This is a genomic window from Crenobacter intestini (genome assembly GCF_004919095.1).
Taxonomy (GTDB): Bacteria; Pseudomonadota; Gammaproteobacteria; order Burkholderiales; family Chromobacteriaceae; genus Craterilacuibacter; species Craterilacuibacter intestini.
The window spans coordinates 87810-112188 of record NZ_STGJ01000006.1; the positions used below are offsets into that span (position 1 = coordinate 87810).

General features: G+C 65.6%; 22 protein-coding genes and 1 tRNA gene. 6 read left to right on the forward strand and 17 right to left on the reverse strand.

Going from position 1 to position 24379, the window contains the following annotated elements:
• Positions 1-20 precede the first annotated feature (20 nt).
• From dinG to map, 5 genes are all read left to right on the forward strand, one after another.
• Entirely contained in the window at positions 21-2144 is a 2124-nt protein-coding gene (gene dinG / locus E5K04_RS06780) for an ATP-dependent DNA helicase DinG (protein ID WP_136552280.1), read from the forward strand.
• A 98-nt stretch (positions 2145-2242) separates the two neighbouring features.
• Positions 2243-2557, forward strand: a complete 315-nt coding sequence (locus tag E5K04_RS06785; protein ID WP_136552282.1) for a DUF3579 domain-containing protein — start codon at positions 2243-2245, stop codon at positions 2555-2557.
• Positions 2558-2716: 159 nt separating this feature from the next.
• Positions 2717-3781, forward strand: a complete 1065-nt coding sequence (locus tag E5K04_RS06790) for a porin (RefSeq protein WP_136552283.1) — start codon at positions 2717-2719, stop codon at positions 3779-3781.
• 169 nt (positions 3782-3950) lie between these two features.
• Positions 3951-5099, forward strand: coding sequence for a porin (locus tag E5K04_RS06795; protein ID WP_136552285.1), 1149 nt, complete (start codon positions 3951-3953; stop codon positions 5097-5099).
• A gap of 90 nt (positions 5100-5189) precedes the next feature.
• Entirely contained in the window at positions 5190-5987 is a 798-nt protein-coding gene (gene map, locus E5K04_RS06800) for a type I methionyl aminopeptidase (RefSeq protein WP_136552287.1), read from the forward strand.
• 59 nt (positions 5988-6046) lie between these two features.
• Here the strand turns inward: map and E5K04_RS06805 are convergent, their stop codons facing one another.
• The 4 genes from E5K04_RS06805 to E5K04_RS06820 are packed head-to-tail and all read right to left on the reverse strand — an operon-like array spanning position 6047 to position 9618.
• On the reverse strand, positions 6047-6655 hold the full coding sequence (locus E5K04_RS06805) for an alpha/beta hydrolase (RefSeq protein ID WP_136552289.1): 609 nt from the start codon (positions 6653-6655) through the stop codon (positions 6047-6049).
• Complete coding sequence (locus E5K04_RS06810; protein ID WP_136552291.1) at positions 6655-6963, reverse strand: (2Fe-2S) ferredoxin domain-containing protein; 309 nt, start codon at positions 6961-6963, stop codon at positions 6655-6657. The genes E5K04_RS06805 and E5K04_RS06810 overlap by 1 nt, the downstream gene beginning before the upstream one ends.
• A gap of 22 nt (positions 6964-6985) precedes the next feature.
• Complete coding sequence (dnaB, locus tag E5K04_RS06815) at positions 6986-8392, reverse strand: replicative DNA helicase (protein WP_136552294.1); 1407 nt, start codon at positions 8390-8392, stop codon at positions 6986-6988.
• Between the two features lie 50 nt (positions 8393-8442).
• Positions 8443-9618, reverse strand: coding sequence for a BaiN/RdsA family NAD(P)/FAD-dependent oxidoreductase (locus E5K04_RS06820; protein WP_136552296.1), 1176 nt, complete (start codon positions 9616-9618; stop codon positions 8443-8445).
• 105 nt (positions 9619-9723) lie between these two features.
• Here E5K04_RS06820 and sodB point away from each other — a divergent pair, with 105 nt between their 5' ends.
• Positions 9724-10302: a superoxide dismutase [Fe] gene (sodB, locus tag E5K04_RS06825; protein WP_136552298.1), complete on the forward strand. Its 579-nt coding sequence runs from the start codon at positions 9724-9726 to the stop codon at positions 10300-10302.
• Positions 10303-10390: 88 nt separating this feature from the next.
• Here sodB and E5K04_RS06830 read toward each other — a convergent pair whose 3' ends face one another.
• The 13 genes from E5K04_RS06830 to cysS form a co-directional block, all read right to left on the reverse strand.
• Positions 10391-12217 (reverse strand): SurA N-terminal domain-containing protein, encoded by a 1827-nt coding sequence (locus E5K04_RS06830; protein WP_136552300.1) that lies wholly within the window; start codon positions 12215-12217, stop codon positions 10391-10393.
• Positions 12218-12274: 57 nt separating this feature from the next.
• A tRNA-Asp gene (locus E5K04_RS06835) sits at positions 12275-12351 on the reverse strand.
• A gap of 58 nt (positions 12352-12409) precedes the next feature.
• On the reverse strand, positions 12410-12679 hold the full coding sequence (locus tag E5K04_RS06840) for an HU family DNA-binding protein (protein WP_136552303.1): 270 nt from the start codon (positions 12677-12679) through the stop codon (positions 12410-12412).
• Between the two features lie 177 nt (positions 12680-12856).
• Positions 12857-15271: an endopeptidase La gene (gene lon / locus E5K04_RS06845; RefSeq protein WP_136552305.1), complete on the reverse strand. Its 2415-nt coding sequence runs from the start codon at positions 15269-15271 to the stop codon at positions 12857-12859.
• A 127-nt stretch (positions 15272-15398) separates the two neighbouring features.
• On the reverse strand, positions 15399-16673 hold the full coding sequence (gene clpX, locus E5K04_RS06850) for an ATP-dependent Clp protease ATP-binding subunit ClpX (protein WP_136552307.1): 1275 nt from the start codon (positions 16671-16673) through the stop codon (positions 15399-15401).
• A gap of 16 nt (positions 16674-16689) precedes the next feature.
• Entirely contained in the window at positions 16690-17313 is a 624-nt protein-coding gene (gene clpP, locus E5K04_RS06855; protein WP_136552309.1) for an ATP-dependent Clp endopeptidase proteolytic subunit ClpP, read from the reverse strand.
• A gap of 25 nt (positions 17314-17338) precedes the next feature.
• Positions 17339-18646, reverse strand: coding sequence for a trigger factor (tig, locus tag E5K04_RS06860; RefSeq protein ID WP_136552311.1), 1308 nt, complete (start codon positions 18644-18646; stop codon positions 17339-17341).
• 232 nt (positions 18647-18878) lie between these two features.
• On the reverse strand, positions 18879-19277 hold the full coding sequence (locus E5K04_RS06865; RefSeq protein ID WP_136552314.1) for a YchJ family protein: 399 nt from the start codon (positions 19275-19277) through the stop codon (positions 18879-18881).
• Positions 19274-19741 (reverse strand): lipoprotein, encoded by a 468-nt coding sequence (locus tag E5K04_RS06870; protein WP_136552316.1) that lies wholly within the window; start codon positions 19739-19741, stop codon positions 19274-19276. Before E5K04_RS06870 ends, E5K04_RS06865 begins: the two co-directional genes overlap by 4 nt.
• Positions 19742-19780: 39 nt before the next feature.
• Positions 19781-20713 (reverse strand): cysteine synthase A, encoded by a 933-nt coding sequence (gene cysK / locus E5K04_RS06875; RefSeq protein ID WP_136552318.1) that lies wholly within the window; start codon positions 20711-20713, stop codon positions 19781-19783.
• A gap of 115 nt (positions 20714-20828) precedes the next feature.
• Positions 20829-22475 carry an ArnT family glycosyltransferase gene (locus E5K04_RS06880; protein WP_136552320.1) on the reverse strand — a complete coding sequence of 549 codons (1647 nt, stop codon included), beginning with the start codon at positions 22473-22475 and terminating at the stop codon, positions 20829-20831.
• A gap of 127 nt (positions 22476-22602) precedes the next feature.
• Positions 22603-22818 (reverse strand): 50S ribosomal protein L31, encoded by a 216-nt coding sequence (gene rpmE, locus E5K04_RS06885; RefSeq protein ID WP_136552322.1) that lies wholly within the window; start codon positions 22816-22818, stop codon positions 22603-22605.
• Between the two features lie 106 nt (positions 22819-22924).
• Positions 22925-24295, reverse strand: coding sequence for a cysteine--tRNA ligase (gene cysS / locus E5K04_RS06890; protein ID WP_136552325.1), 1371 nt, complete (start codon positions 24293-24295; stop codon positions 22925-22927).
• Positions 24296-24379: the final 84 nt, after the last annotated feature.

Sequence of the window (24379 nt, forward strand, 5' to 3'; positions counted from 1 at the left end):
CGCTGGGCTACAATCGCGCCATGCTTTCCGACGCCGAAAAGGCCGCCATCCGCGACCGCTACAAGACCCTCACCGACAACCTGCCGGGTTTCCGCCCACGCGCCGCACAGCGGCAGATGCTCGCCGAGATCGCCAACACCTTCTCGCGCAGCCTGCCGGTGGTCGACGGCGAACTGCCCGAACGCGAGGGCGAGAGCATCGTGGTGGTAGAAGGGCCGACCGGCGTCGGCAAGAGCCTCGCCTACCTGATCGCCGGCGGTGTGATGGCGACCATGCGCGGCAAGAAGCTGGTGGTCACCAGCGCGACCGTCGCGCTACAGGAGCAGTTGGTCGACCGTGACCTGCCCTTCGTCGTCGAGAAGAGCGGTCTGCCGCTGACCTTCGCGCTGGCCAAGGGTCGCGGGCGCTACCTGTGCCCGTACCGCCTGTTCGGGCTGACCGCCGGCCACGCGCAGGGCGAACTGCTCGCGCCGGACCCGGTGCTCGCGCTGTGGGACAAGAAGCCCGAACAGGCCGAACTCGACACCCTGCGCGAATTCGCCGACGCCTTTTACGCACGCAGCTGGAACGGCGACCGCGACAGCTGGCCGGCCATCGTCGACGACAGCCTGTGGCTGCGCGTGACCAACGACCGTCACGGCTGCCTGAAGACCGCCTGCCCCAACCGCGCCGAATGCCCGTTCTACCTCGCGCGCGACGTGCTGGAGACGGTCGACGTCGTCGTCGCCAACCACGACCTGCTGCTCGCCGACGTGGCGATGGGCGGCGGCGTGATCCTGCCCGCGCCCGACGACAGCTTCTACTGCATCGACGAGGCGCACCACCTGGCCAAGAAGGCGGTCAACCAGTTCGCCGCCGAGCACAGCCTCGCGCAGGCGATGAGCTGGCTGGAGAAGCTGCCGCAGCTCGCCAGCCGCGTCGAAGCGCTGGTCGACAAGCCCGAGCTGACCGCCGGCGCCGCCGACGCGGCGGCCGCCTGCGCCGAGACGCTGACCGAATGGCTGTGGCTGCTCGGCGGCGAGGAAGCACTCTCGCCCGTCGAGGGGGGCGACCCGACCTGGCTGATCGACGACGGCCGCCTGCCCGAGCACCTGAAGCAGCCGACCGCCAATATGGCGGTCAGCGCGCGCTCGCTGTACAAGAACATCGCCGGCATGGCCGACGCGGTGGCCGAGGCGCGCCGCGACAAGCCTGCCGACGCGCCCTTGCTCGACAAGGCGCAGACGGACTTGGGCTTCATCGTCGGCCGCGCCGAGCAGCTCACCGCGGTGTGGGACCTGTTCGAGCGCGAGGCCGACGACAAGGCGCCGCCAATCGCCAAGTGGATCACCCGCAAGCTCGACGGCAAGGGCGACTACCTGTTCTCGGCGTCGCCGGTCAGCGCGGCGGCCAGCCTCGAGCACGGGCTGTGGCGGCGCGCCGCGGCGGCGCTGCTCACCTCGGCGACGCTGCGCTCGCTCGGTGAATTCGACCTGCTACTGACGCAGACCGGCCTCAAGTGGCTGCCCGGCGTCAGTTGCGTCGCGCTCGACTCGCCGTTCGACTTCCCGGCCCAGGGCGAACTCTATCTGCCGCCCTTGAACGCCAGCCCGAAAGACCCGGGCGCGCACACCCGCGAGATCGTCGAGTGGCTGCCCAAGCTGGTCGATGAGACCGAACCGGTCGGCACCCTGGTGCTGTTCTCCTCGCGCAAGCAGATGCAGGAGGTCGCCGAGACGCTGCCGGACAATTTCAAGCAGCACCTGTTGGTGCAGGGCGCGCTGCCCAAGAGCGTGCTCCTGGAGACGCACTACCGGCGCCTGGGCGAGGGGCAACCCAGCGTGATCTTCGGCCTCGACTCCTTCTCCGAGGGGCTGGACTTGCCGGGTGAGGCCTGCGTGCACGTGATCATCGCCAAGCTGCCGTTCGCGATGCCGGACGACCCGGTCGGCAAGACACTGGCGCGCTGGATCGAGAAACGCGGCGGCAACCCCTTCATCGAGGTGACGGTGCCGGAGGCGTCGATCAAGCTGATACAGGCGGTCGGCCGGCTGATCCGCACCGAGCGCGACTGGGGACGGGTGACCATTCTGGATAACCGGATCACCCGCCAGCGCTACGGCAAGAAGCTGCTCGCGTCGCTGCCGCCGTTCAAGCGCATCTGAAATTCGGATAGAATGACGGAAAACTAAAAGGGCACCCGCTCGCGGCGTGCCCGGCGCCACAACCGAGACACCCGACCTGCAAGGCCAACGCCGTCACCATGATCTGCAACCCCTACGAAATCGTCATCCAGGGCATCACCGAGGAAGGCCGCACCTTCCGTCCGAGCGACTGGGCCGAGCGCCTCTCCGGCGTGATGTCCTCGTTCGGCGAAAACCAGAAGCTCGCCTACCACCAGTTCGTCCGCCCCATGCTGCTCGAAGGCGTGCGCTGCGTCGCCATCGACAAGAAGCTGGAAAAGGCGCACCCGGACATCTTCAGCTACCTGATCGACTTTGCGCGCGACAACCAGCTGCGCGTGGTCGACTGCCGCACGCTGATCGACGAGGTCTACCCGAACAAGTTTCTGGCATAAAAACAACAATAGGGTTTTCCCTGACCGCCACTTTAGTTATTTTGCAACACATTTGACGCTCACGTTGTTAAATTGGCACACGGCTGTCATGCATTTGTCACAGTGCGCGACGGTCGAAAACAAGACCAAGACCACCCGAAACAACGGAGCAACGCAAACATGCAAAAGAAAACCCTGGCCGTCGCCCTGGCTGCCCTGTTCGCCCTGCCGGCCGTCGCGCAGGCTGAAGTGACCATCTACGGCTTCATGGCCGCCAGCGTCGAGTCTGCCAAGGCCACCGGCAACGGCGATGCAGCCAAGGAGTACAAGCGCACCACCCGCGTCAATTCGGACAACTCGCGCATCGGCTTCAAGGGCAGCGAAGACCTGGGCAACGGCCTGAAGGCCGTATGGCAGGTAGAGAACTCTCTGTCCAACTACGATAACGGGGCAGGCAACGTCTGGGCCGGTCGCAACAGCTTCGTCGGCCTGTCCGACGCCACCCTCGGCACCATCGTGCTCGGCCGCTTCGACTCTGCTTACAAGCGCCTGACCGACACCGGCCAGGACCTGATGGTCAATACCAGCGCCGGCAACCAGGGCGCCAAGAACATCTTCAGCCGCGGCGAAGACCGTTACACCAACAGCATCAGCTACACCAGCCAAAACTGGAACGGTCTGGTCGCTAGCGCGTCGTACAAAGCCGACGAAGCTGACGGCAACAATAACCGCTGGTCCGTCGCTGCCCAGTACACGCTGGAAGGCCTGAAAGTAGGCCTGGGCTACGATCAGCAGAAAAATGTCGCTGCTGCAGACACCACCTTTGCAGCCGTAAAAGATCTCAAGAAGAACGAATTCTATAAGCTGAGCGCCTCGTACAAAATCGCTGACACCCTGCTGATCGCCGGCTACGAGTGGGCACGCGGCGACGCAAAAGTCGGTAGCGATCTGAAGCAGGATGACTGGACCGTCGGCGTCCAGCAGAACTTTGGCAAGGCTTCGGTCCGCCTGTCCTACAGCGCGCTCGGCAAGCTCGACGGCGCCCCCAGCGCCGACGACTACAAGGCCTCGCAGTGGGTACTGGGCGGCACCTACAGCCTGTCCAAGACTGTACTGGCCTACGCTTACGCGACCAAGATCGACAACAAGGCCAAGGCCAACGTGAAGTTTCAAGTCAACCAGCTCGACAATGGCGCAGGCAACGACCCGCAAGCCATCGGCGCCGGCCTGCGCGTGAACTTCTAAGCCTTCACCGGCTGACAGAACGGGCGCTACGGCGCCCGTTTTTTGCGTTGATCCAACAGTGTTGCAGTTAACCAAACCGTCACCCACAGGCAATGCCTTTGTAATGACAGGTGCGGATACTGGCGCCGACCGGAAAAACCGGCGCCACACAAACACAACGGAGCAACGCATGTACAAGCACACCCTGGCGGCCGCGCTGGCCGCGATCTTCACCCTGCCCGCGCACGCAGACGTCAACATCTACGGCTTCATCAGCGCCGGCGTCGAGTCGGCCAAGGCCGACGGCGCGGCCAAGCCTGCCGACAACTACAAGCGCACCACCCGCGTCACCGACGAGAACTCGCGCATCGGCTTCAAGGGCAGCGAAGACCTGGGCGGCGGTCTGAAGGCGGTGTGGCAGCTTGAGCAGAGCCTGCGCAACTTCGAAAACGGCGGCGTCAACGACAAGGGCGAATCGGCGACCTTCGCGACCCGCAACAGCTTCGTCGGCCTGTCCGACGCCGCTGCCGGCACCTTCGTGCTCGGCAACTACGACTCCGCGTACAAGCGCCTGACCGACGTCGGCCTCAACGTGATGAGCAACACCACCGCCGACACCCACGGCGACAAGTCGACCTACAGCCGCGGCGACGCCCGCCTGAAGAACAGCTTCAGCTGGACCAGCCCGAACTGGGCCGGCTTCACCGCCGGCTTCTCCTACGGCTTCGACGAAGACCGCTACGTGTCGACCCCCGCCACCGGCGAGCAGCGCCAGAACAACGACCGCTGGTCGCTGGCCGGCCAGTACAGTAACGGCGGCCTGAAGGTCGGCGCCGGTTACGACCGCGCGGGCGACAAGTTCAAGGCATCCTCGACGACCCCAACCACTTATACGCCGAGCATCGACAAGACCCAATACTACAAACTGGCCGCCGCCTACACCTTCGCCACCGGCACCACTATCGGCGCCGGTTACGAATGGGCGCGCGTAGACAACGTCACCACCGCCGATACCAAGCAGAACGACTGGCACCTCGCCGTGGTACAGAAGTTCGGCGCCGCGTCGGTGCGCGCGTCCTACGGCAAGCTCGGCAAGCTCGACGGCGTCGTCAACGCCGACGACTACAAGGCAAGCCAGTGGGTACTGGGCGCGACCTACGACCTGTCCAAACAGACCCAGGTCTTTGCGTACGCGACCAAGATCAAGAACAGCAGCGCGCAGAACGCCAACTTCTCGGTCAACCCGATCTACACCAGCGGCCAGGGCACGAGCGGTGCCAAGCTTGCGGCTGGGGTCGATCCGCAAGCCTTCGGCGCCGGCCTGCGCGTGAACTTCTAAGGCCTGAACGCTTCTTCCTTTCGTTGACGGGCGCCTCGGCGCCCGTTTTTTGTTAACATGGCGCGTTCCACCTTCCCGAACCGAACCGCCATGAGCATCGTCATCAAGAACGAGCAGGACATCGAGAAAATGCGCGTCGCCGGCCGACTGGCGGCGGAAGTGCTCGACTACATCACCCCCTTCGTCAAGCCGGGCGTCACCACCGAAGAGATCGACCGCCTGTGCCACGAGTACATGGTCAACGTGCAAGGCACCATCCCGGCACCGCTGAACTACGCGCCGGACGGCGGCACGCCCTACCCCAAGTCGGTGTGCACCTCGGTCGGCCCGGTGATCTGCCACGGCATCCCGAACGACAAGCCGCTGAAAAATGGCGAGATCGTCAACATCGACGTCACCGTGATCAAGGACGGCTACCACGGCGACAGCAGCCGCATGTACTACGTCGGCGAAGTCGGCGAGCACGCCCGCCGCCTGTGCCGCGTCACCTACGAGTGCATGTGGAAGGGGATCGAGAAGGTGAAGCCGGGCGCGCGCCTGGGCGACATCGGCTACGCGATCCAGCAGCATGCCGAGAAGGCCGGCTACAGCGTGGTCCACGAATTCTGCGGACACGGCATCGGCCAGAAGTTCCACGAGGAGCCGCAGGTGCTGCACTACGGCCGCCCGGGCACCGGCGTCGAGATCCAGGCCGGCATGATCTTCACCATCGAGCCGATGATCAACCAGGGCAAGCGCCACCTGCGCATGCTCGCCGACGGCTGGACGGTGGTCACCAAGGACCGCAGCCTGTCCGCGCAGTGGGAGCACACCATCCTTGTCACCGACACCGGTTACGAGATCCTGACCACCTCCGAGGGCACGCCGCCCAAGCCGGTGTTCAAGTAAGCGAGTCTCCAAAAGATCAAGGGCGCCCGCGGGCGCCCTTGTTGTGTTTTGGCCCCAGGCTACCAGAGGCGGCGGATCTGCTCGGCCAGCTGCACCAGGCGGCCATGGAAGAAGTGGCCGGCGCCGGGCAGCACCAGGACCGGCAGCGACTGCGGCCGCGCCCAGTCGAACACGGCAGTAAGCGGGATCACCTCGTCTTCTTCGCCGTGGATCACCAGCGTGTCGGCCGGCACCGGCGGCGTCGGGATCGCGTACTTGCCCACCGCCACGCCGATCAGCAGCAGCCGCTCGGCCTCACAGCGCTCGCGCACCCGCGCGGCGACAAAACCGCCAAACGAGAAGCCGGCCAGCGCCAGCGGCAGGTTGCCGTGCGCGGCGCGCGCGTGCCCGATGACCGCGAGCACGTCGTCGACCTCGCCGACGCCATGGTCGTGCACGCCGCCGCTCTCCCCCACCCCGCGCAAATTGGGCAGGTAGCACACATAGCCCAGCTGCGACAGCGCGCGCGCGGCGGTCTGCACCACCTTGTTGCCGTTGGTGCCGCCCTGCAGCGGGTTCGGGTGGCAGATCACGGCAATCCCCGTCACCGCCCCTTTCGGCTCGACGACAAGCGTTTCCAGATCACCCACCGGGCCCGCCAGCATGCGAGCGTCCTGCGCCTTGAGCATCAGCGCGCCAGCCTCTTGACCACCTCGCCGCCGACCAGGTGCTTATCGACGATCTCGTCGATGTCCTCGCGGTCGATGAAGGTGTACCAGGTCTCCTGCGGGTAGACGACCATCAGCGGGCCGTCGTCGCAGCGGCCGAGGCAGCCGGCCTTGTTGACGCGCACCTGACCCTCGCCGGCGAGCCCCAGCGCCTTCACGCGGTCCTTCATGTAGCCCATCAACTCGCTGGCGCCGTGGTTGTTGCAGCAGTCTTCGCCGGGCGCACGCTGGTTGCAGCAAACGAACACATGGTGCTGGTAAAAAGACATGGTTTTCCCCTTGTGGTGCGGTTCAGCCGTCGTTGTCGGCCCAGCCGCTGGCGCCGTGCAAGGCGGCGTTCTCGAATTTGGCGTACTTGCCGACGAAGGCCAGGCGGACGGTGCCGGTCGGGCCGTTACGGTGCTTGGCGATGATCGCCTCGGCCAGGCCCTTGTCCGGCGAATCCGGGTTGTAGTACTCGTCGCGGTACATGAAGACGATGATGTCCGCGTCCTGCTCGATGGCGCCCGATTCGCGCAGGTCCGACATCATCGGCCGCTTGTTCGGGCGCTGCTCGACCGCGCGCGAGAGCTGCGACAGCGCGATGATCGGCACTTCCAGCTCACGGGCGAGGCCCTTGATGCCGCGCGAGATCTCGCCAAGTTCAGCGGTACGGTTGTCGCTGCGCCCCGAGCCCGACATTAGCTGCAGGTAGTCGATCACGATCAGGCCGAGCTTGCCGCCGTGCTGGCGCGCGAGGCGCCTTGAGCGCGCGCGCACTTCCAGCGCGGTCAGCGCCGGCGTCTCGTCGATATACATCGGCGCGTCGGACAGCTTGCCGATCGCGAAGGTGAGCTTGCTCCAGTCCTCGTCCTCCAGCTTGCCGGTGCGCAGCACGTGCTGGTCGAGCCGGCCGACCGAACCGAGCATACGCATCACCAGCTGGGTGCCGCCCATCTCCATCGAGAACACCGCGACCGGCAGATGGGTCTCGACCGCCACATGCTCGGCGATGTTCATCGAGAACGCGGTCTTACCCATGGACGGACGGCCGGCGACGATCACCAGGTCGCCCGGCTGCAGGCCGGACGTCTTGGCGTCCAGGTCGGTAAAGCCGGTCGGGATGCCGGTCACCTCGTCCGGGTTGTCACGGCTGTACAGCATGTCGATGCGCTCGACGACTTCCTTGAGCAGGCCCGGCATCTCGAGGAAGCCCTTCTTGCCCTTGGCGGTCGACTCGGCGATCTGGAACACCTTGCCCTCGGCCTCGTCCAGCAGTTGCGACGCGTCGCGCCCCTGCGGGTTGTACGCCGACTCGACGATCTCGGTGCCGACCTGCGCCAACTGACGCATCACCGAGCGTTCGCGCACGATCTCGGCGTAGCGGCGGATGTTGGCCGCCGACGGCGTGCTCTGCGCGAGCTGCGCAAGATAAGCCAGCCCGCCGACGTTACCGAGCTCGCCGTTCTTGTCGAGCTGCTCGGAGACGGTCACCACGTCGGCCGCGCGCGCCAGTTCCACCAGCTGCGAGATATGGCGGAAGATCATCCGGTGGTCGTGCCGGTAGAAGTCGGCCTCGGACAACACGTCGGCGATCTTGTCGAACGCGCTGTTGTCGAGCAGCAGGCCGCCCAACACCGACTGTTCGGCTTCGACCGAGTTGGGCGGCGTGCGCACGGCGGCGACGTCGCCGGCGTAGGATTCTTCGTGTTCGTTCATTGGGCGGGGGGCCGGCTGTCGCCGGCAGGGCGCGGGAGCAAAGCGCGATTCTAGCAGTTTTTGCCGGCGACAAAGCCGCTCGACCACGCCCACTGGAAGTTGTAGCCGCCCAAGTGCCCGGTCACGTCGACCACCTCGCCGATGAAATAGAGCCCTGCCACCTCGCGTGCCGCCATGGTCTTGGACGACAGCGCGCGGGTCGACACCCCGCCGCGGGTGACCTCGGCCTTGCGGTAGCCCTGCGTGCCATTGGGCAGCACCCGCCAGCGGTGCACGGCGTCGCTAAACTTCTGCACGCGGCGGCCGGTCACTTCGCTCACCTTCCAGTCCATCTGCTGCTGGGCAAGCCAGGCGTCGGCAAAACGCTTGGGCCAGTACTCGCCCAGCAAGTTGGCCAGGCGCTGCGCGCTGCCGGCGTTGCCCTCGAGCAGGGCCTCCACGTCGACGCCGGGCAGCAAATCGACCGTCAACGCGTCGCCCGGCTGCCAGTACGAGGAAATCTGCAAGATGGCAGGCCCCGACAGGCCCTTGTGGGTGAACAGCAGGTTCTCGCGGAAACTCGCCTTGCCGCACGACACCTCGGCGTCCAGCGACACACCGGCCAGCGGCGCGAAGCGCTCGGCGTCGTCCGTGTGGAAGGTCAGCGGCACCAGCGCGGGCGCAAGCGGCGTCACCGGCAAACCGAACTGCTCGGCCAGCCGGTAACCGAAGGGTGTCGCGCCGATCTGCGGGATGGACAGCCCGCCGGTGGCGACCACCAGCGACTCGGCCGCGAAGCTGCCCTCGCTGGTCGCCACCGTGAAAAACCCGTCCTCGCCGCGCGCCACCTCGCCTACCTCGACGCCCATGCGCCGATCGACGCCGCCTGCGCGGCACTCGGCGTCCAGTAGCGCGATCACCTGCTCGCTCGAATCGTCACAAAACAGCTGGCCGAGCTTCTTCTCGTGCCAGGCGACGCCGTGGCGTGCCATCAGCGCAAGAAAGTCCTGCGGCGTGTACTGGCTGAGTGCGGAGCGGCAGAAGTGCGGATTGTCCGACAGATAGCAGTCGGCACGCGCGCCGCTGTTGGTGAAGTTGCAGCGCCCGCCGCCGGAGATGCGGATCTTCTCGGCGAGTTTCACCGCATGGTCAAGCAGCAGCACGCGCCGGCCCCGCGCGCCGGCGGTCGCCGCGCACATCATGCCGGCGGCGCCGGCTCCGATCACGATCACGTCAAAACGTTGCATTGTTTACCCTAGTTGTAAGGTCAACCATTGGCCGCGCACTGGCAATTCCAGTAAACTTGGCTGGCAAGCAGAATTATGCAAAAACCTTTGCCCCAGGAGACCCGCATGGAACACAAACTGCCCGAACTGCCGTACGCCCTCGACGCGCTGGCGCCGACCATCTCCAAGGAAACGCTCGAGTACCACTACGGCAAGCACCACCAGACCTACATCACCAACCTGAACAACCTGATCAAGGGTACCGAGTTCGAGAACGCCTCGCTCGAAGAGATCGTCAAGAAGTCTTCCGGCGGCGTCTTCAACAACGCGGCGCAGGTGTGGAACCACACCTTCTACTGGTTCGGCCTGACCCCGAACGGCAAGGGTGCACCGGAAGGCGCGCTCGCCGACGCGATCAACGCCAAGTGGGGCTCGTTCGACGAGTTCAAGAAGGCGTTCAACGCGGTCGCTGCCGGCACCTTCGGCTCCGGCTGGGCTTGGCTGGTGAAGAATGCCGACGGTTCGCTCGACCTGATGTCGACCAGCAACGCGGCCACCCCGCTGACCACCGACAAGAAGGCGCTGCTCACTTGCGACGTATGGGAGCACGCCTACTACATCGACTACCGCAACAGCCGCCCGAACTACCTCGAGGGCTTCTGGAAGCTGGTGAACTGGGACTTCGTCGCGGCGAACTTCGCCTGATCGGCCAGCCCCAGCACAAAGCGGCGCCTGACGGCGCCGCTTTTTTCATGTCCGCGCGACACCCCTGACGGCGCGCCGCGCATGCCGATTACTCGGTCGGCTGCTGGCTGAGCATCACCGGATACTTCTGGCGCAGCCCCTGCAGGTAGCCGGAGACCAGCGCGTTGGAAGACAGCTCGCTGACCACCGCCGAGAGCTGCGCGACTTCCTGCGGGCTCGCAGCCGCGGCCGGCTCGACCTTGTCGACGCGATAGAGCACGTAGTCGCCGCCCTCGCGCTCGAGGCCGGCGTAAGCCGGCAGCGTCTTGGCCGGCGCGGCGAAGATCGCGCGCACGTCGGCCATCGGCAGGCCCTGCGGCGACTTGCGCGACACCGGCACCATCTGCCCCCACGCCGCGGCGACGTCGCCCTTGCCGGCCTTAAGCTCGGCGAGCAGGGCCTCGCCCTTGGCACGGGCCAGCTTGACCGCTTCCTTCTGCGCAAGTTCGGCACGGATCGCGTCGCTCACCTCGGACAGCGGCTGCGCCGCGGCCGGCTTGTGCGCGTTCACGCGCACCACCACCAGCGTGTTGTCGCCGACGTCGACAGGCTCGCTGTTGTGCTTGCCCTTGAGTACGTCGTCGCTGAACGCGGCCTCCAGCAACTTCGGGTTGGCCAACACGCCCTGCCCCGGCGCCTCGCGCGACACCCAGCCGGACTGCTCGATGGTAAGGCCCAAAGCCTTGCTCGCCGGCTCGAGCGAGCCGCCTTGCTGGTACGCAAGTTCGCCCAGCTTGTCCGCCTCGGCGCGGAACGCGGCGGTCGACTGCTGGCGTGCCAGTTGCGCCTCGATCTGTGGCCTCAGCGCGTCGAACGACGGCGCCTTCACGTCCTCCAGCTTGAGGATGTGGTAGCCAAACTGGGTTTCAACCAGCGTGCTGATCTGCCCCTTGTCCAGCGCGAACGCGGCGTCCTCGAAGGGTTTGACCATCGCGCCGCGGCCGAAGTAGCCGAGGTCGCCGCCGTTGGCTGCGGAGCCCGGGTCCTGCGAGCGCGCCTTGGCAAGCTCGGCGAAACGCGCCGGGTTGGCCTGGATTTCCTTGAGCAGGGCTTCGGCTTGCGCCTTCACCTTGGCTTTCGCGTCGGCACCGGCGGCCGAGTCGACCGTCAGCAGGATATGCGCGACACGGCGCTCCTCGCCGCCGAGTTCGGCCTTGTGCGCCTCGTAGTACTTGCGCACGGCCGCCTCGTCGACCTTCTGCTTGCCGGCCATCGCCTGCTGCGAGAGGACGATGTAGTCGAGCTTGACCTGTTCCGGCGTACGGAAGCGTGCCTTGTTCGCCTCGTAGAAGGCCTTGATCGCCGCGTCGCTGACCTTGACCTCGGCAAGGAAGGCCTGCGGGCGGATCACCAGCGCCTGCACGTCGCGGGTTTCGCCAAGCAGCGCCGCCATGCGCTGGGCGACCGTCTTGGCGACGAAGTGGCTGCCGGTGTACGGCAACAGCTGGCTTTGCAGCATCACGTCCTGGCGCACCTGCGCCTCGAACCCTTCGGGGCTCATGTAGCGGTTGGCCAGGAATTCCTTGTAGCGCTCCGGGCTGAACTTGCCGTCCTGCTGGAACGCCGGGATGGACGCGATCACGCGGCGCAGTTCGGCGCCGCCCACCGCGAGGTCAGCCGCCTCGGCGTCGGCCAGCACCAGGTTCTGGCGGATCAGCGACTCGAGCGCCGCCTGGCGGGTCGCCGCGTTGGCGTTCTGCCCCTCAAGCACGCGGTCCAGATCGGCCTTGACGACCTTGCGCTCGCCGACCTTGGCAAGGTAGGGGTCGTCGGTCACAGTGGAGTAGCTGCCTACGCCGAAACCGACAAAGGTCAGCGCGACGGCACCGAGGATGATCTTGATGGCGAACTTGTTGTTGTGGACGAAATCGAACATTTTTATGGGCTTGCGCGAAAAGAAAAAGGTGAACGGAGGCCCGTTCACCTTGCATTCTGGCGGAGCGGACGGGGCTCGAACCCGCGACCCCCGGCGTGACAGGCCGGTATTCTGACCAACTGAACTACCGCTCCGAGATGGGCAGGTAAATGCTCACCTGCGACGGTGCCGGCAAGCCGGCACCGGAGCGACTTACAGCGCGTCCTTCAGCGCCTTGCCGGCGCGGAACTTGGGCGCACGGGCAGCGGGGATGGTGATCGACTCGCCGGTCTTCGGGTTACGGCCGGTACGCTCGGCGCGCTCGCCGACGTAGAAGGTGCCGAAGCCCACCAGCGTGACGTCGCCGCCGTTTTTCAGGGTCTCGGTCACGGCGGCGATCATGCCGTCCAGCGCCTTGCCGGCAGCAGCCTTGGAAATGTCGGCGTTGGCAGCGATCGCGTCGATCAGTTCAGACTTGTTCACGTAAGTCCCCTTTCTTCATTCTGTCGGTCAGAGTCTAGATTGTGCGGAATTTGAAACCGCGAGTGTTATAACAAGGCTGAAATCCTTGTGTCAAGCGGCTTCCAGCCTTGCCGGAGCCGGCTGCAAGACAGCCGGGGCCCCCCTTTTTTAGCAGGCGCGGCCCGTGGGCCGCCCCCCTCAGTGCTTGACGACCGACGACGCCTGCGCGCCCTCTGCCGGTTGGGTGATATTGGCAGAGCTTTCATCCTCTGACAACGGCTGCGGTTGCGACTGCAGCGCCAAAGACAACACCTGGTCTATCCACTTGACCGGGTGGATCTCCAGCTTGTTCTTGATATTCGCTGGAATTTCAACGAGATCCTTGACGTTGCCGTGCGGGATCAGCACGCGCTTGATGCCGCCGCGCTGCGCCGCCAGCAGCTTCTCCTTAAGGCCGCCAATCGGCAACACCTCACCGCGCAGCGTGATCTCGCCGGTCATCGCCACGTCCGCACGCACCGGAATGCCGGTGAGCACCGACACGATCGCGGTGGTCATCGCGATGCCCGCCGACGGCCCGTCCTTCGGGGTCGCCCCTTCCGGAACATGAATGTGCATGTCGCGTTTTTCGTAGAAATCCGGACGGATGCCGAGCGACGCGGCGCGGCTCCTGACCACGCTCAAGGCCGCGGTGATCGACTCCTGCATCACCTCGCCCAGCTGGCCGGTACGGATGATGTTGCCCTTGCCCGGCAGCGCGACCGCCTCGATGGTCAGCAATTCGCCGCCGACCTCGGTCCACGCGAGCCCGGTCACCTGCCCCAGCCGGTTCTCGGTCTCGGCGACGCCGTAGTCGAAGCGGCGCACGCCCAGGTACTTGTCGAGCGTCTTCGCGCTGACGGTGACCTTGCCGCCCTTGCCCTGGCGCTTGGAGTGCCCCATCACCACCTTGCGGCAGATCTTGGCGATCTCGCGGTCGAGGCTGCGCACGCCGGCCTCGCGCGTGTAGTAGCGGACGATGTCGCGGATCGCCGACTCCTGGATCACCGCCTCGTCCTCGCCCACGCCGTTGTTCTTCATCTGCTTGGGCACCAGGTACTTCAGCGCGATGTGCACCTTTTCGTCCTCGGTGTAGCCGGACAGGCGGATGATCTCCATGCGGTCGAGCAACGCCGGCGGGATGTTCAGCGAGTTGGCGGTCGCGACGAACATCACGTCCGACAGGTCGTATTCGACCTCGGCGTAGTGGTCGATGAAGGCGTGGTTCTGCTCGGGGTCGAGCACCTCGAGCAGCGCGGCCGACGGGTCGCCGCGCATGTCGGCACCCAGCTTGTCGACCTCGTCGAGCAGGAACAGCGGGTTCCTCACGCCGACCTTGCTCATGTTCTGCAGCACCTTGCCCGGCATCGAGCCGATATAGGTACGGCGGTGGCCGCGGATCTCGGCTTCGTCACGCACGCCGCCCAGCGCCATGCGCACGAACTTGCGTCCGGTGGCGCGGGCGATCGATTGGCCGAGCGAGGTCTTGCCGACCCCCGGCGGGCCGACCAGGCACAAGATGGGCGCCTTCAGGCGGTCGACGCGCTGTTGCACGGACAGATACTCGAGGATGCGCTCCTTGACCTTCTCCAGCCCGTAGTGGTCCTCGTCGAGCACCTCTTCGGCCTGGTCGATGTCCTTGAGCACCTTGGACTTCCTCTTCCACGGCAACTCGAGCAGCGTCTCGATATAGCTGCGCACCACGGTCGCCTCGGCCGACATCGGCGACATCATCGCCAGCTTCTTGAGCTCGGCGTTCGCCTTCTCGCGCGCCTCCTTGCTCATGCCGGAGGCCTTGATCCGCTTCTGCAGCTCTTCCTGCTCGTTGGTCTCGTCCGACTCGCCCAGTTCCTTCTGGATCGCCTTGACCTGCTCGTTCAGGTAGTACTCGCGCTGGCTCTTCTCCATCTGCCGCTTGACGCGGCCGCGGATGCGCTTCTCGACCTGCAGGATGTCGATCTCGCCCTCGAGCTGCGAGAGCAGGTGTTCGAGCCTCGGCTGCACGTCGATCAGCTCGAGCACTTCCTGCTTCTGCTCCAGACGCAGCGGCAGGTGGGCGACGATGGTGTCGGCCAGCCGGCCGGACGCCTCGATGCCGGAGAGCGACGCCATCACCTCGGGCGGGATCTTCTTGTTGAGCTTGACGTACTGCTCGAACTGGCCGAGCAGCGCGCGGCGCATCGCCTCGCTCTCGGTGGTCTCGGCAGGCTCGGCGCCGACCGGCAGCACGGTCGCGACAAAGCAGTCGGCTTCCTCGCTGATGTCGCGCACGTAAGCGCGGTGACGCCCCTCGACCAGCACCTTCACGGTTCCGTCGGGCAGTTTCAGCATCTGCAGCACCTGCGCGACGGTGCCGATCTGGTACAGGTCCTCGGCGGACGGCTCGTCCTTGGACGCCGAACGCTGGGCGACCAGCAGGATTTCCTTGCCCTCGTCCATCGCCATTTCCAGCGCACGGATCGACTTGGCCCGCCCGACGAACAGCGGAATGACCATGTGGGGGAAGACGACGACATCGCGCAGCGGCAGCAGCGGCAAGGTGGTCGCTTCAATGTGTTCGGTGCTCTGCGACATGATGTATGACCATTTCCGAAATGGATTTCAATAAGCTTTCAGATGGGGAAGCGCCGACGCATTTCAAGCGACCCCCAACGAACAAAAAACCGCCCCGAGGGGCGGTTTCCGGACGGGGGCATCACCGTCAGGCGGAGCGTTCGTCCGCGTTTTCACGGTAGACGAACACCGGCTTGTCCCCCTTGTCGATCACCTTCTCGTCGACGACCACCTTCTGCACGTCCTGCATCGACGGCAGTTCGTACATGGTGTCGAGCAAGGCACGCTCGAGGATGGAACGCAGGCCGCGCGCACCCGTCTTGCGGATCATCGCCTGCTTGGCGATCAGGCGCAAGGCGGAAGGCTTGAGCTCGAGTTCGACGTCTTCCATCGAAAAGAGCTTCTGGTACTGCTTGACCAGCGCGTTCTTCGGTTGGGTCAGGATGGAGACCAGCGCCTCCTCGTCGAGCTCTTCCAGCGTCGCGACCACCGGCAGGCGGCCGATCAGTTCGGGGATCAGGCCAAACTTGATCAGGTCTTCCGGCTCGACTTCCTTGAACAGCGTCGACACGCTCTTGCCTTCGTCCTTGGACGAGACTTCGGCGCCGAAGCCGATGCCGCCCTTCTCGGAGCGGCGGCGGATGATCTTCTCCAGCCCGTCGAAGGCGCCACCGCAGATGAACAGGATGTTGGTCGTGTCGACCTGGATGAACTCCTGGTTCGGGTGCTTGCGCCCGCCCTGCGGCGGGATGGACGCGACGGTGCCCTCGATCAGCTTGAGCAGCGCCTGCTGCACGCCCTCGCCGGACACGTCGCGCGTGATCGACGGGTTTTCCGACTTGCGGGAGATCTTGTCGATCTCGTCGAGGTAGACGATGCCGCGCTGCGCCTTCTCGACGTCGTAGTCGCACTTTTGCAGCAGCTTCTGGATGATGTGCTCGACGTCCTCGCCGACGTAGCCGGCCTCGGTCAGCGTTGTCGCGTCGGCGATCACGAAGGGCACGTCCAGAAGGCGCGCCAGCGTCTGCGCGAGCAGGGTCTTGCCCGAGCCGGTCGGCCCGATCAGCAGGATGTTGCTCTTGGAGAGCTCGACCTCGTCCTGCGCGGCAGACGGTGTATAGAGCCGCTTGTAGTGGTTGTACACCGCCACCGCCAGCGACTTCTTCGCGGTCTCCTGCCCGATCACGTGCTGGTCAAGCGCGTCGCGGATCGCCTGTGGCGTCGGCAGCTTGCGCGAGGCCTCGCCCTCGATGGCGGCCGGCACGGCCTTGTCCATCTCCTCGAGGATGATGTCGTCGCACAGCTTGACGCACTCGTTGCAGATATAGACCTGGGGGCCGGCGATCAGCCGCTGCACTTCATGCTGGCTCTTGCCGCAGAAGGAACAGTAGAGGAGTTTGTCGCCACTCTTTTTTTCAGACATGCATCAATCCGTCAGCTTAGGCCGTCACGTCCCGGCGGGAGGACAGCACCTTGTCGATCAGTCCGTAGGCTTGCGCCTCGTCTGCCGACATGAAATTGTCGCGCTCGGTGTCGCGCTCGACCTGCTCGATGGTCTTGCCGGTATGCAAGGCCATCAGTTCGTTCATGCGCGCCTTGATCTTCAAGAGCTCGCGCGCATGGATCTCGATATCGGTCGCCTGGCCAGACAGGCCGCCGATCAGCGGCTGGTGGATCATGACCCGGCTGTTGGTCAGCGCAAAGCGCTTGTCCTTGGCGCCTGCGGACAGCAGGAACGCGCCCATGCTGGCCGCCTGGCCGATACACAGGGTGGAAACGTCGGGCTTGATGAAGTTCATCGTGTCGTAGATCGACATGCCCGCCGTGATCGAACCACCCGGCGAATTGATGTAGAAATAGATGTCCTTGTCGGGGTTTTCCGACTCGAGGAACAACAGCTGCGCGACGACCAGATTGGCCGACTCGTCGGTGACGGGCCCCACCAGGAACACGATGCGTTCCTTGAGGAGACGCGAGTAAATATCGTAGGCGCGTTCGCCGCGCCCGCTCTGTTCCACCACCATCGGCACCAGGCCCAGGGCCTTGGGATCCATCATCGACATAGTTCGGCCACTCCGGTCATCAATATCAGGCGTTGCTACCCATCAGGGCGTCGAACGCGACATCCTTTTCTACCACTTTTGCCTGCGACAGCACAAACTCGACGACGTTGTCTTCGAGGACCATCGAGGTCGGACCCTCGAGGCGGTCAGCGCTCTCGTAGTACCACTTCTCGACGTCTTCCGGCTGCTCGTAGCTCTCGGCGAATTCGCCGATCAGCGCCTTGACCTGCTCGGGCTTGGCTTCCAGCTTGTTCGCCTCGACCACGGCCGACAGGATCAGGCCCAGCGCGACGCGGCGTTCCGCCTGTGCAGTGAACATTTCCGGCGGGAACGGCAGGTCCTTGACCTTCATGCCGCGCTGTTCCAGGTCACGGCGGGCCTGGTCCATCAGGCGGCCGATCTCCATCTCGACCAGCGCCTTCGGCAGTTCGATCTTGGTGCTGTCGATCAGCGCCTGCATCACGTTTTCCTTGGTGCGGGCAGCCAGGCGACGCTTGACTTCGCGCTCGACGTTCTTCTTCACTTCGGCGCGCATCTTCTCGACGTCACCGTCGGCCACGCCCAGCGCCTTGGCGAACTCTGCGTCCACTTCCGGCACCAGCGGCTCGGAAACGTTCTTCAGGGTGATCTCGAACACGGCCGTCTTGCCGGCCACTTCCTGGCCGTGGTAGTCAGCCGGGAAAGCCACTTCGACCGACTTGCCCTCGCCTTCCTTCAGGCCGGTCACGCCGGTCTCGAAGTCGGCCAGCATCTGGCCCTGGCCCAGCACGAACGGGAAGTTCTCGGACGAACCGCCGGCGAACGGCTCGCCGTCGATGGTGCCCTTGAAGTCGATGATCACGCGATCACCCGCTTGGGCGGCGCGCTCGACGTAGTTGAAGCGGGTGCGCTGCTTGCGCAGGATATCGATGGTCTTCTCGATTTCCGCGTCGGTCACCGGGGTCACCGGTTTCTCGACTTCGGCGGCGGACAGGTCACCGACAGCCACTTCCGGGAACACTTCGAACACGGCCGCGAAGCGGAAGTTTTCCTTGTCTTCCTCGCCGGTTGCCGGCTCGAAACGCGGGTAGCCCGCGACGCGCAGTTTCTGCTCGGCGGCGGCACGGTAGAAGCTCTGCTGGACGGTATCCCCGATGATTTCTTCACGGATCTGCGGGCCGTAGTTGGCCTCGACGATCTTGAGCGGCGCCTTGCCCGGGCGGAAACCCTGGATCTTGGCGGTGCGGGCGACCCGCTTCAGGCGCTCGGCGGCCTTGGCGTCGATTTCTGCCATCGGGACGGCAATGCTGAGGCGACGCTCGAGGTTGCTCAACGTTTCCAGCTGAACTTGCATGTTGAATCCTTGAACTTTGTAGGTACAGGTTGGAGTGAACGGGGGAGCGCGCACCGGACCGCGACAGGCCGGAAGCACCCACGGGCTACCAGCCGAAACGGCCTCGGCCGTCGAACCCGGCCGCAAAAGGTTCGCAGTATATCACGCGACGGGCAAGCGTTCATTTGGCGACGCCCGCCGGCTTTTCCAAGGGGTTTGATGCACAAAAGGCGGATGGGTGTCGCGCGCGACCTTAAGCGACCTCGCCGTCGACGTAATACCAGCGGCCATCCTCGCGCACGAAGCTGCTGTCTTCAGCGAGGCGCCCCGCGCGGCCGCCTGCCTTGTAACGAGCGACAAAGCGCACCCGCCCGGTGCTGTCAGCTGCCTGCCCGTCGGTGCACGACTCGATGGACAGCCCCACCCACTTGACCGGGTCAGCCGCAAGATCGAGTGAGTCTGGCCGGGTCGACGGGTGCCAGCTGGCGAGCAGGTAGGCTTCGTCACCGATCGCGTAGGCGGTGTAGCGCGAGCGCATCAGCGCCTCGGCAGTTTCGGCCGCTCGCTCGCCGGCAAGCCTGGGCGCGCAGCAGACAGACAGAAGCAAGCCGCTACCGCACGGGCAAGCGGCGCTCTTCTCGCGTTTTTTCATTGCAGGGGAGGCAGTCCGTAGACTTTCATCAGGAAATTGGTGAACGCAGGATTGGCCGGGCGTGCCGACAGCGGCAGCTGCACCCAGCGCCGCTGCCAGCGTTTGAGCGCTTCATCCATCCGGCGCTGCGCCTCGGCCTGGCCGATCTGGCCGGTATCCCGCTCGACCGAGATCTGCCGGTAGAGGCGGAAGGTCTCGTCGTCGACCGGATTGCGCCCGACCCACGCCAGACGCGCGCGACCCAGCTGGTCGGCAGCCTGGGTACGGGTCAGCCGGGCATCCCTGACCTCTTCGGCCAGACGGTTCGCCTCGAACAGCAGGCGCTCGCTTGGGTCCGCCGGCAAGGGCGCCGGCTGCGCGGGCTTGGCCGGCACCACCGGCGCCGGCTTGACCGGCTTGAGGCCCAACTGGGCGCAGCCGGTCAGCACAAATGCAAGGAGCAGGAATATCAGATGTCGTTTCATGCCCCTCATTCTAGCCCTTTTAATCAAGTTGGCACGATGTCATGCCAGATCCTGGTAGAGCGGCGTCGACAGGTAACGCTCGCCGAACGACGGCACCACCGCGACGATCAGCTTGCCGGCGTTCTCGGGCCGGCGCGCAAGTTCGAGCGCGGACCACACCGCGGCCCCCGAGGAGATGCCGACCAGCAAGCCCTCCTGCGCGGCCAGCGCGCGCGCGGTCGCGAACGCGTCGTCGTTCTTCACGCGGACGATCTCGTCGTACACGCCGGTGTCGAGGATGGGCGGCACGAAGCCCGCGCCGATGCCCTGGATCGGGTGCGGCCCTTTGGCGCCGCCGGAGAGCACAGGCGAGGCGTCAGGTTCGACCGCGACCACCTGCACGCCGGGCTTCTTCTCCTTCAGGAAGCCCCCCACCCCGGTGATGGTGCCGCCGGTACCGACCCCGGCGACGAAGATGTCGACCTGGCCGTCGGTATCGCGCCACACTTCCTCGGCGGTCGTCGCGCGGTGGATCGCCGGGTTGGCCGGGTTCTCGAACTGCTGCGGCATGAAATGGGTATCCGGGTTCGCCTCGACCAGTTCGCGCGCCTTGGCGATCGCCCCACCCATCCCCTCGGGTCCCGGCGTCAGCACCAGTTCCGCGCCATAGGCCTTGAGCAGCATGCGCCGCTCGCGGCTCATCGTCTCCGGCATGGTGATCACCAGCCGGTAGCCGCGCGCCGCGCACACCATCGCGAGGCCGATGCCGGTGTTGCCCGAGGTCGGCTCGACGATCACGGTATCCGGGCCGATCTTGCCGGCACGTTCGCCCGCGTCGATCATCGCGACCGCGATGCGGTCCTTCACCGAATGCGCAGGGTTGAAGAACTCGAGCTTGACCGCGACCTCGGCCACGCAACCCTCGGTCACGCGGTTGAGTTTGACCAGCGGGGTGTTACCGATCAGTTCGGTGACCGAATTGGCGATGCGCATGGTTGTCTCCTTGTCAGATGGGCTGTCTTGCCGACAACACAATCTTAATCGGAATAAAATCCGGAAACAAAATACCTTTAAAGAATAAACAAAGCGACAAGCCCGCGCCAACCGCTCAGGGCAGACGCTCGAGCAACGCGTAGTTTTCATCCTTGTCGCGCGGGCGGCTACCGCTCCACAACACCTGCCAGCCCGGCTCGGCAACCCCCTCGTCCCGGTGCCGCACGACCAGCTCGAGTTCGCACGGAACCGCCTGCCCCTCGGCGTACGGTGTCAGCGCCGGTGCGCCAAAGTACGGCCAGGCAAGGCGGGCCGACCACGCCTGCTCGGCGACGGCAACGCAGCCGTGTCCGGCCGGCAAGGCGGCGGCCATCCGCTCGACAACCGGGCGGTAACTCTTGGCCGCGTCCAGCCAGGGCAGCCACAGCGTCATCCCCAGCCACCAGAACAGCGTGATGCCGGCCGCCCAGTTGGTGACCGCCTGACGGCCGCGCAAGTGTCGGCGCGTCACCGCCCACACCCAGCCCAGGGTCGCCAGCAGGGCGAACAAGGCCGCCCACCACGACACCTCGGGCGTGTAGTAAGGGCTGAAGTAGCGCGCCCGCCCAGCCAAGCGTTCCGGCCAGCCGTAGTTCATCGCGAGCCAGCCCGCCCAGACCAGGAGGCCGAAGAAGCCGAAGGTCATCACGCCGAACCAGTTGAGGAAGGCCGCCGCACCACGGCGCAAGGAATCGAGTTCGATGGCCGCCAGCAGGGCCAGCGGCAACAACAGCGGCATCGCCGACTCGGTCGACTGCCGGTCAGAGAGGGTGAGCACGACCAGCATCACGGCAAAGGCGAGCGCCGGCAACTGGAACCTCGGCAGTTCGAGCCGGGTCCGCGAGCGCCACAACGACCACACCGCCAGCGGCCACGCCGGGAACGCGTACCACAGCACGGTCTTCGGGTAGTAACCCGCCTCATGGAAGAACGCCACCCGGTGAAAGCCGTTAAATGGGCCAAGCGCGAACTCGCTCCACCAGCGCGCGAACGCCGCCGGCTCGGCCTGCATGAATTCGACCGGCCAGATCGCCCCCAGCGGCACGGCGACCAGCAGCGCCATTGCCAGCGTGATCAGGTGGCGGCGCGTGCGCCACGCCGAGAACGCTAGCAGCATCAGCGCGATCAGCCACACCAGGAACACCTCGAACAGGCTGCCCGACAGCAACAGCCACACACTGGCCGCGCCCAGCACGGCGCCGCCGAGTGCCGGCGCACGCAGCGCGAGCGCGAAGCCGTAGAAGGCGCCGCACAGGCCGGCAAACACGGCGACTGCCGGGTTCATCTCGTGGCCGGTGACGATCAGGCCGAAGCAGCCGACCAGCACCAGCACGACCGAGCGCCCGTGGCGGCGGCCGACCAGTTCGCGGCCGGCCCCGCCGGCCAGCGTCAGCCCCAGTGCCATGCAGAAGGGCGTCGCCAGCCGCGCGGCGTCGTGCAGCGGCAACAGCCAGGGCGAGAACAGCCGCGCGAAGGCGGCGGCGATCCAGTAGTAGAGCGGCGCGTCGCGCAGCAGCGGCTCGCCGGCGATGGTCGGCACCAGCCACTGGCCGCGCGCGAGCATCTCCTGCACGGCCGCGGTCACCCACGGCTCGTCCGGCCGCCACGGGTCATGGCCGATAATGCCCGGCCACAGCCAGACGAAGGTCAACAGGAGCAGCAGCCACGGCCGCTCGGACGGCGCGGGCGCGGTATTGTCGGGATTCGGGGAGTAGGTCAGCATCAGCGCGCCGTACCGTCAGGAATTCGGCCAAAGACCGAAGCTTATCAGAAAGCGGCGCGTCGCCGCGCGACGGCCGGCCACAAAAAAGGCAGCCCTGAGGCTGCCTTGATCGGTACAAACGCTAAGCTTAGCGCTTGTAGAAACCAGAGAATTTCTGGTTGAAACGATCCACGCGACCGGCGGTGTCGACGATCTTCTGCTTGCCGGTGTAGAACGGGTGGCATTCGGAGCACACTTCAACGCCGAAGGTGTCTTTGGCCATGGTGGACTTGGTGGTGAACTGGTTGCCGCAGGAGCAGGTCACAGCCACGTCGTGGTAGTTCGGGTGGATTTCCGGTTTCATCGCTATTTCCTTGGGTACGGGTGCAGGGGTTTTGCCTGCACTGCTTGGGAGAATTCGGCATTATCGGCGCTTTACCCGTCCATGGCAAGCCGTGGACGGGCAAGGCTTACGCGCGCCGCCAGCTGGTGATGCCGCCCTTGTCTTCCAGTTGCACGCCCTGGCTTGCCAGCAGGTCGCGGATGCGGTCGGACTCGGCCCAGTCCTTGGCCGCGCGCGCCGCGCGCCTGGCCTCGATCAGCGCCTCGACTTCCGCCGCCGGCACTTCGCCCTCGACGTTGCCGCCCTTGAGGAAGACGTCCGGCTCGCGTTGCAGCAGGCCCAACACGCCGCCCAATGCCTTCAAGAGGCCCGCCGCCTCGGCCGAGCCCTTGTTCGCCTCGCCGGCCAACTCGAACAGCACCGCCATCGCCTCGACCGTATTGAAGTCGTCGTCCATCGCGGCCTTGAAGCGGCGCGCGGCATCGTTGCCGGCCCAGTCGACCTCGACCGCCGCCGCAGCGGTGGTGTTCAGCGCCGTGTAGAGGCGGGTCAGCGCGCCTTTGGCGTCGTCCAGATGCGCATCCGAGTAGTTGAGCGGGCTGCGGTAGTGCGCGCGCAGGATGAAGAAGCGCACCACTTCGGCGTCGTACTTCTGTAGCACCTCGCGGATGGTGAAGAAGTTGCCCAGGCTCTTCGACATCTTCTCGTTGTCGACGCGGATAAAGCCGTTGTGCAGCCAGTAGTTGACGAAGGCGTGGTTGTGCGCGCCCTCGGACTGCGCGATCTCGTTCTCGTGGTGCGGGAACTGCAGGTCGGCGCCGCCGCCGTGGATGTCGAAGTGCTCGCCCAACAGCTTCTCGCTCATCACCGAGCACTCGATATGCCAGCCCGGACGCCCCTGCCCCCACGGGCTGTCCCACGACGGCTCGCCCGGCTTGGCGGCCTTCCACAGCACGAAGTCCATCGGGTCACGCTTGTTCGGGTCGACGTCGACCCGCTCGCCCGCGCGCATGTCGTCCAGACTCTTGCCGGAGAGCTTGCCGTAGCCGGCGAATTCGCGCACCGCGTAGTAGACGTCGCCGTTGGCCGCCGGGTAGGCCTTGCCGTTGGCGATCAGGCGCTCGATCATCGCGATCATGCCCGGCACGTATTCGGTCGCACGCGGCTCGAAGTCGGGACGGATCACGCCCAGCGCGTCGCTATCCTCGTTCATCGCGGCGATGAAACGGGCGGTCAGCTCGCCGATGGTCTCGCCGTTCTCGGCGGCGCGCTTGATGATCTTGTCGTCGATGTCGGTGATGTTGCGCACATAGGTCAGCTCGAGGCCGGACGCGCGCAGCCAGCGGGCGACCATGTCGAACACCACCATCACCCGCGCGTGCCCGAGGTGACAGTAGTCGTAAACCGTCATCCCGCACACGTACATGCGCGCCTTGCCAGGTTCGATCGGTTGGAAGACTTCCTTCTGTCGGGTCAGGGTGTTGTAAAGGTTCAACATGGTAGGGACCTGTCTTTGATACTCGGAAAAACAGGCGGGGCACCGCCCCGCCCTCTTGCGCCGCGGCACCCGCCGCGGCCTTGC

Bases quoted from the DNA above. Each gene is read 5' to 3' on its own strand.
- dinG (WP_136552280.1), top strand. From the start codon at position 21: ATGCTTTCCGACGCCGAAAAGGCCGCCATCCGCGACCGCTACAAGACC.
- E5K04_RS06785 (WP_136552282.1), top strand. From the start codon at position 2,243: ATGATCTGCAACCCCTACGAAATCGTCATCCAGGGCATCACCGAGGAA.
- E5K04_RS06790 (WP_136552283.1), top strand. From the start codon at position 2,717: ATGCAAAAGAAAACCCTGGCCGTCGCCCTGGCTGCCCTGTTCGCCCTG.
- E5K04_RS06795 (WP_136552285.1), top strand. From the start codon at position 3,951: ATGTACAAGCACACCCTGGCGGCCGCGCTGGCCGCGATCTTCACCCTG.
- map (WP_136552287.1), top strand. From the start codon at position 5,190: ATGAGCATCGTCATCAAGAACGAGCAGGACATCGAGAAAATGCGCGTC.
- E5K04_RS06805 (WP_136552289.1), bottom strand. From the start codon at position 6,655: ATGCTCAAGGCGCAGGACGCTCGCATGCTGGCGGGCCCGGTGGGTGAT.
- E5K04_RS06810 (WP_136552291.1), bottom strand. From the start codon at position 6,963: ATGTCTTTTTACCAGCACCATGTGTTCGTTTGCTGCAACCAGCGTGCG.
- dnaB (WP_136552294.1), bottom strand. From the start codon at position 8,392: ATGAACGAACACGAAGAATCCTACGCCGGCGACGTCGCCGCCGTGCGC.
- E5K04_RS06820 (WP_136552296.1), bottom strand. From the start codon at position 9,618: ATGCAACGTTTTGACGTGATCGTGATCGGAGCCGGCGCCGCCGGCATG.
- sodB (WP_136552298.1), top strand. From the start codon at position 9,724: ATGGAACACAAACTGCCCGAACTGCCGTACGCCCTCGACGCGCTGGCG.
- E5K04_RS06830 (WP_136552300.1), bottom strand. From the start codon at position 12,217: ATGTTCGATTTCGTCCACAACAACAAGTTCGCCATCAAGATCATCCTC.
- lon (WP_136552305.1), bottom strand. From the start codon at position 15,271: ATGTCGCAGAGCACCGAACACATTGAAGCGACCACCTTGCCGCTGCTG.
- clpX (WP_136552307.1), bottom strand. From the start codon at position 16,673: ATGTCTGAAAAAAAGAGTGGCGACAAACTCCTCTACTGTTCCTTCTGC.
- clpP (WP_136552309.1), bottom strand. From the start codon at position 17,313: ATGTCGATGATGGATCCCAAGGCCCTGGGCCTGGTGCCGATGGTGGTG.
- tig (WP_136552311.1), bottom strand. From the start codon at position 18,646: ATGCAAGTTCAGCTGGAAACGTTGAGCAACCTCGAGCGTCGCCTCAGC.
- E5K04_RS06865 (WP_136552314.1), bottom strand. From the start codon at position 19,277: ATGAAAAAACGCGAGAAGAGCGCCGCTTGCCCGTGCGGTAGCGGCTTG.
- E5K04_RS06870 (WP_136552316.1), bottom strand. From the start codon at position 19,741: ATGAAACGACATCTGATATTCCTGCTCCTTGCATTTGTGCTGACCGGC.
- cysK (WP_136552318.1), bottom strand. From the start codon at position 20,713: ATGCGCATCGCCAATTCGGTCACCGAACTGATCGGTAACACCCCGCTG.
- E5K04_RS06880 (WP_136552320.1), bottom strand. From the start codon at position 22,475: ATGCTGACCTACTCCCCGAATCCCGACAATACCGCGCCCGCGCCGTCC.
- rpmE (WP_136552322.1), bottom strand. From the start codon at position 22,818: ATGAAACCGGAAATCCACCCGAACTACCACGACGTGGCTGTGACCTGC.
- cysS (WP_136552325.1), bottom strand. From the start codon at position 24,295: ATGTTGAACCTTTACAACACCCTGACCCGACAGAAGGAAGTCTTCCAA.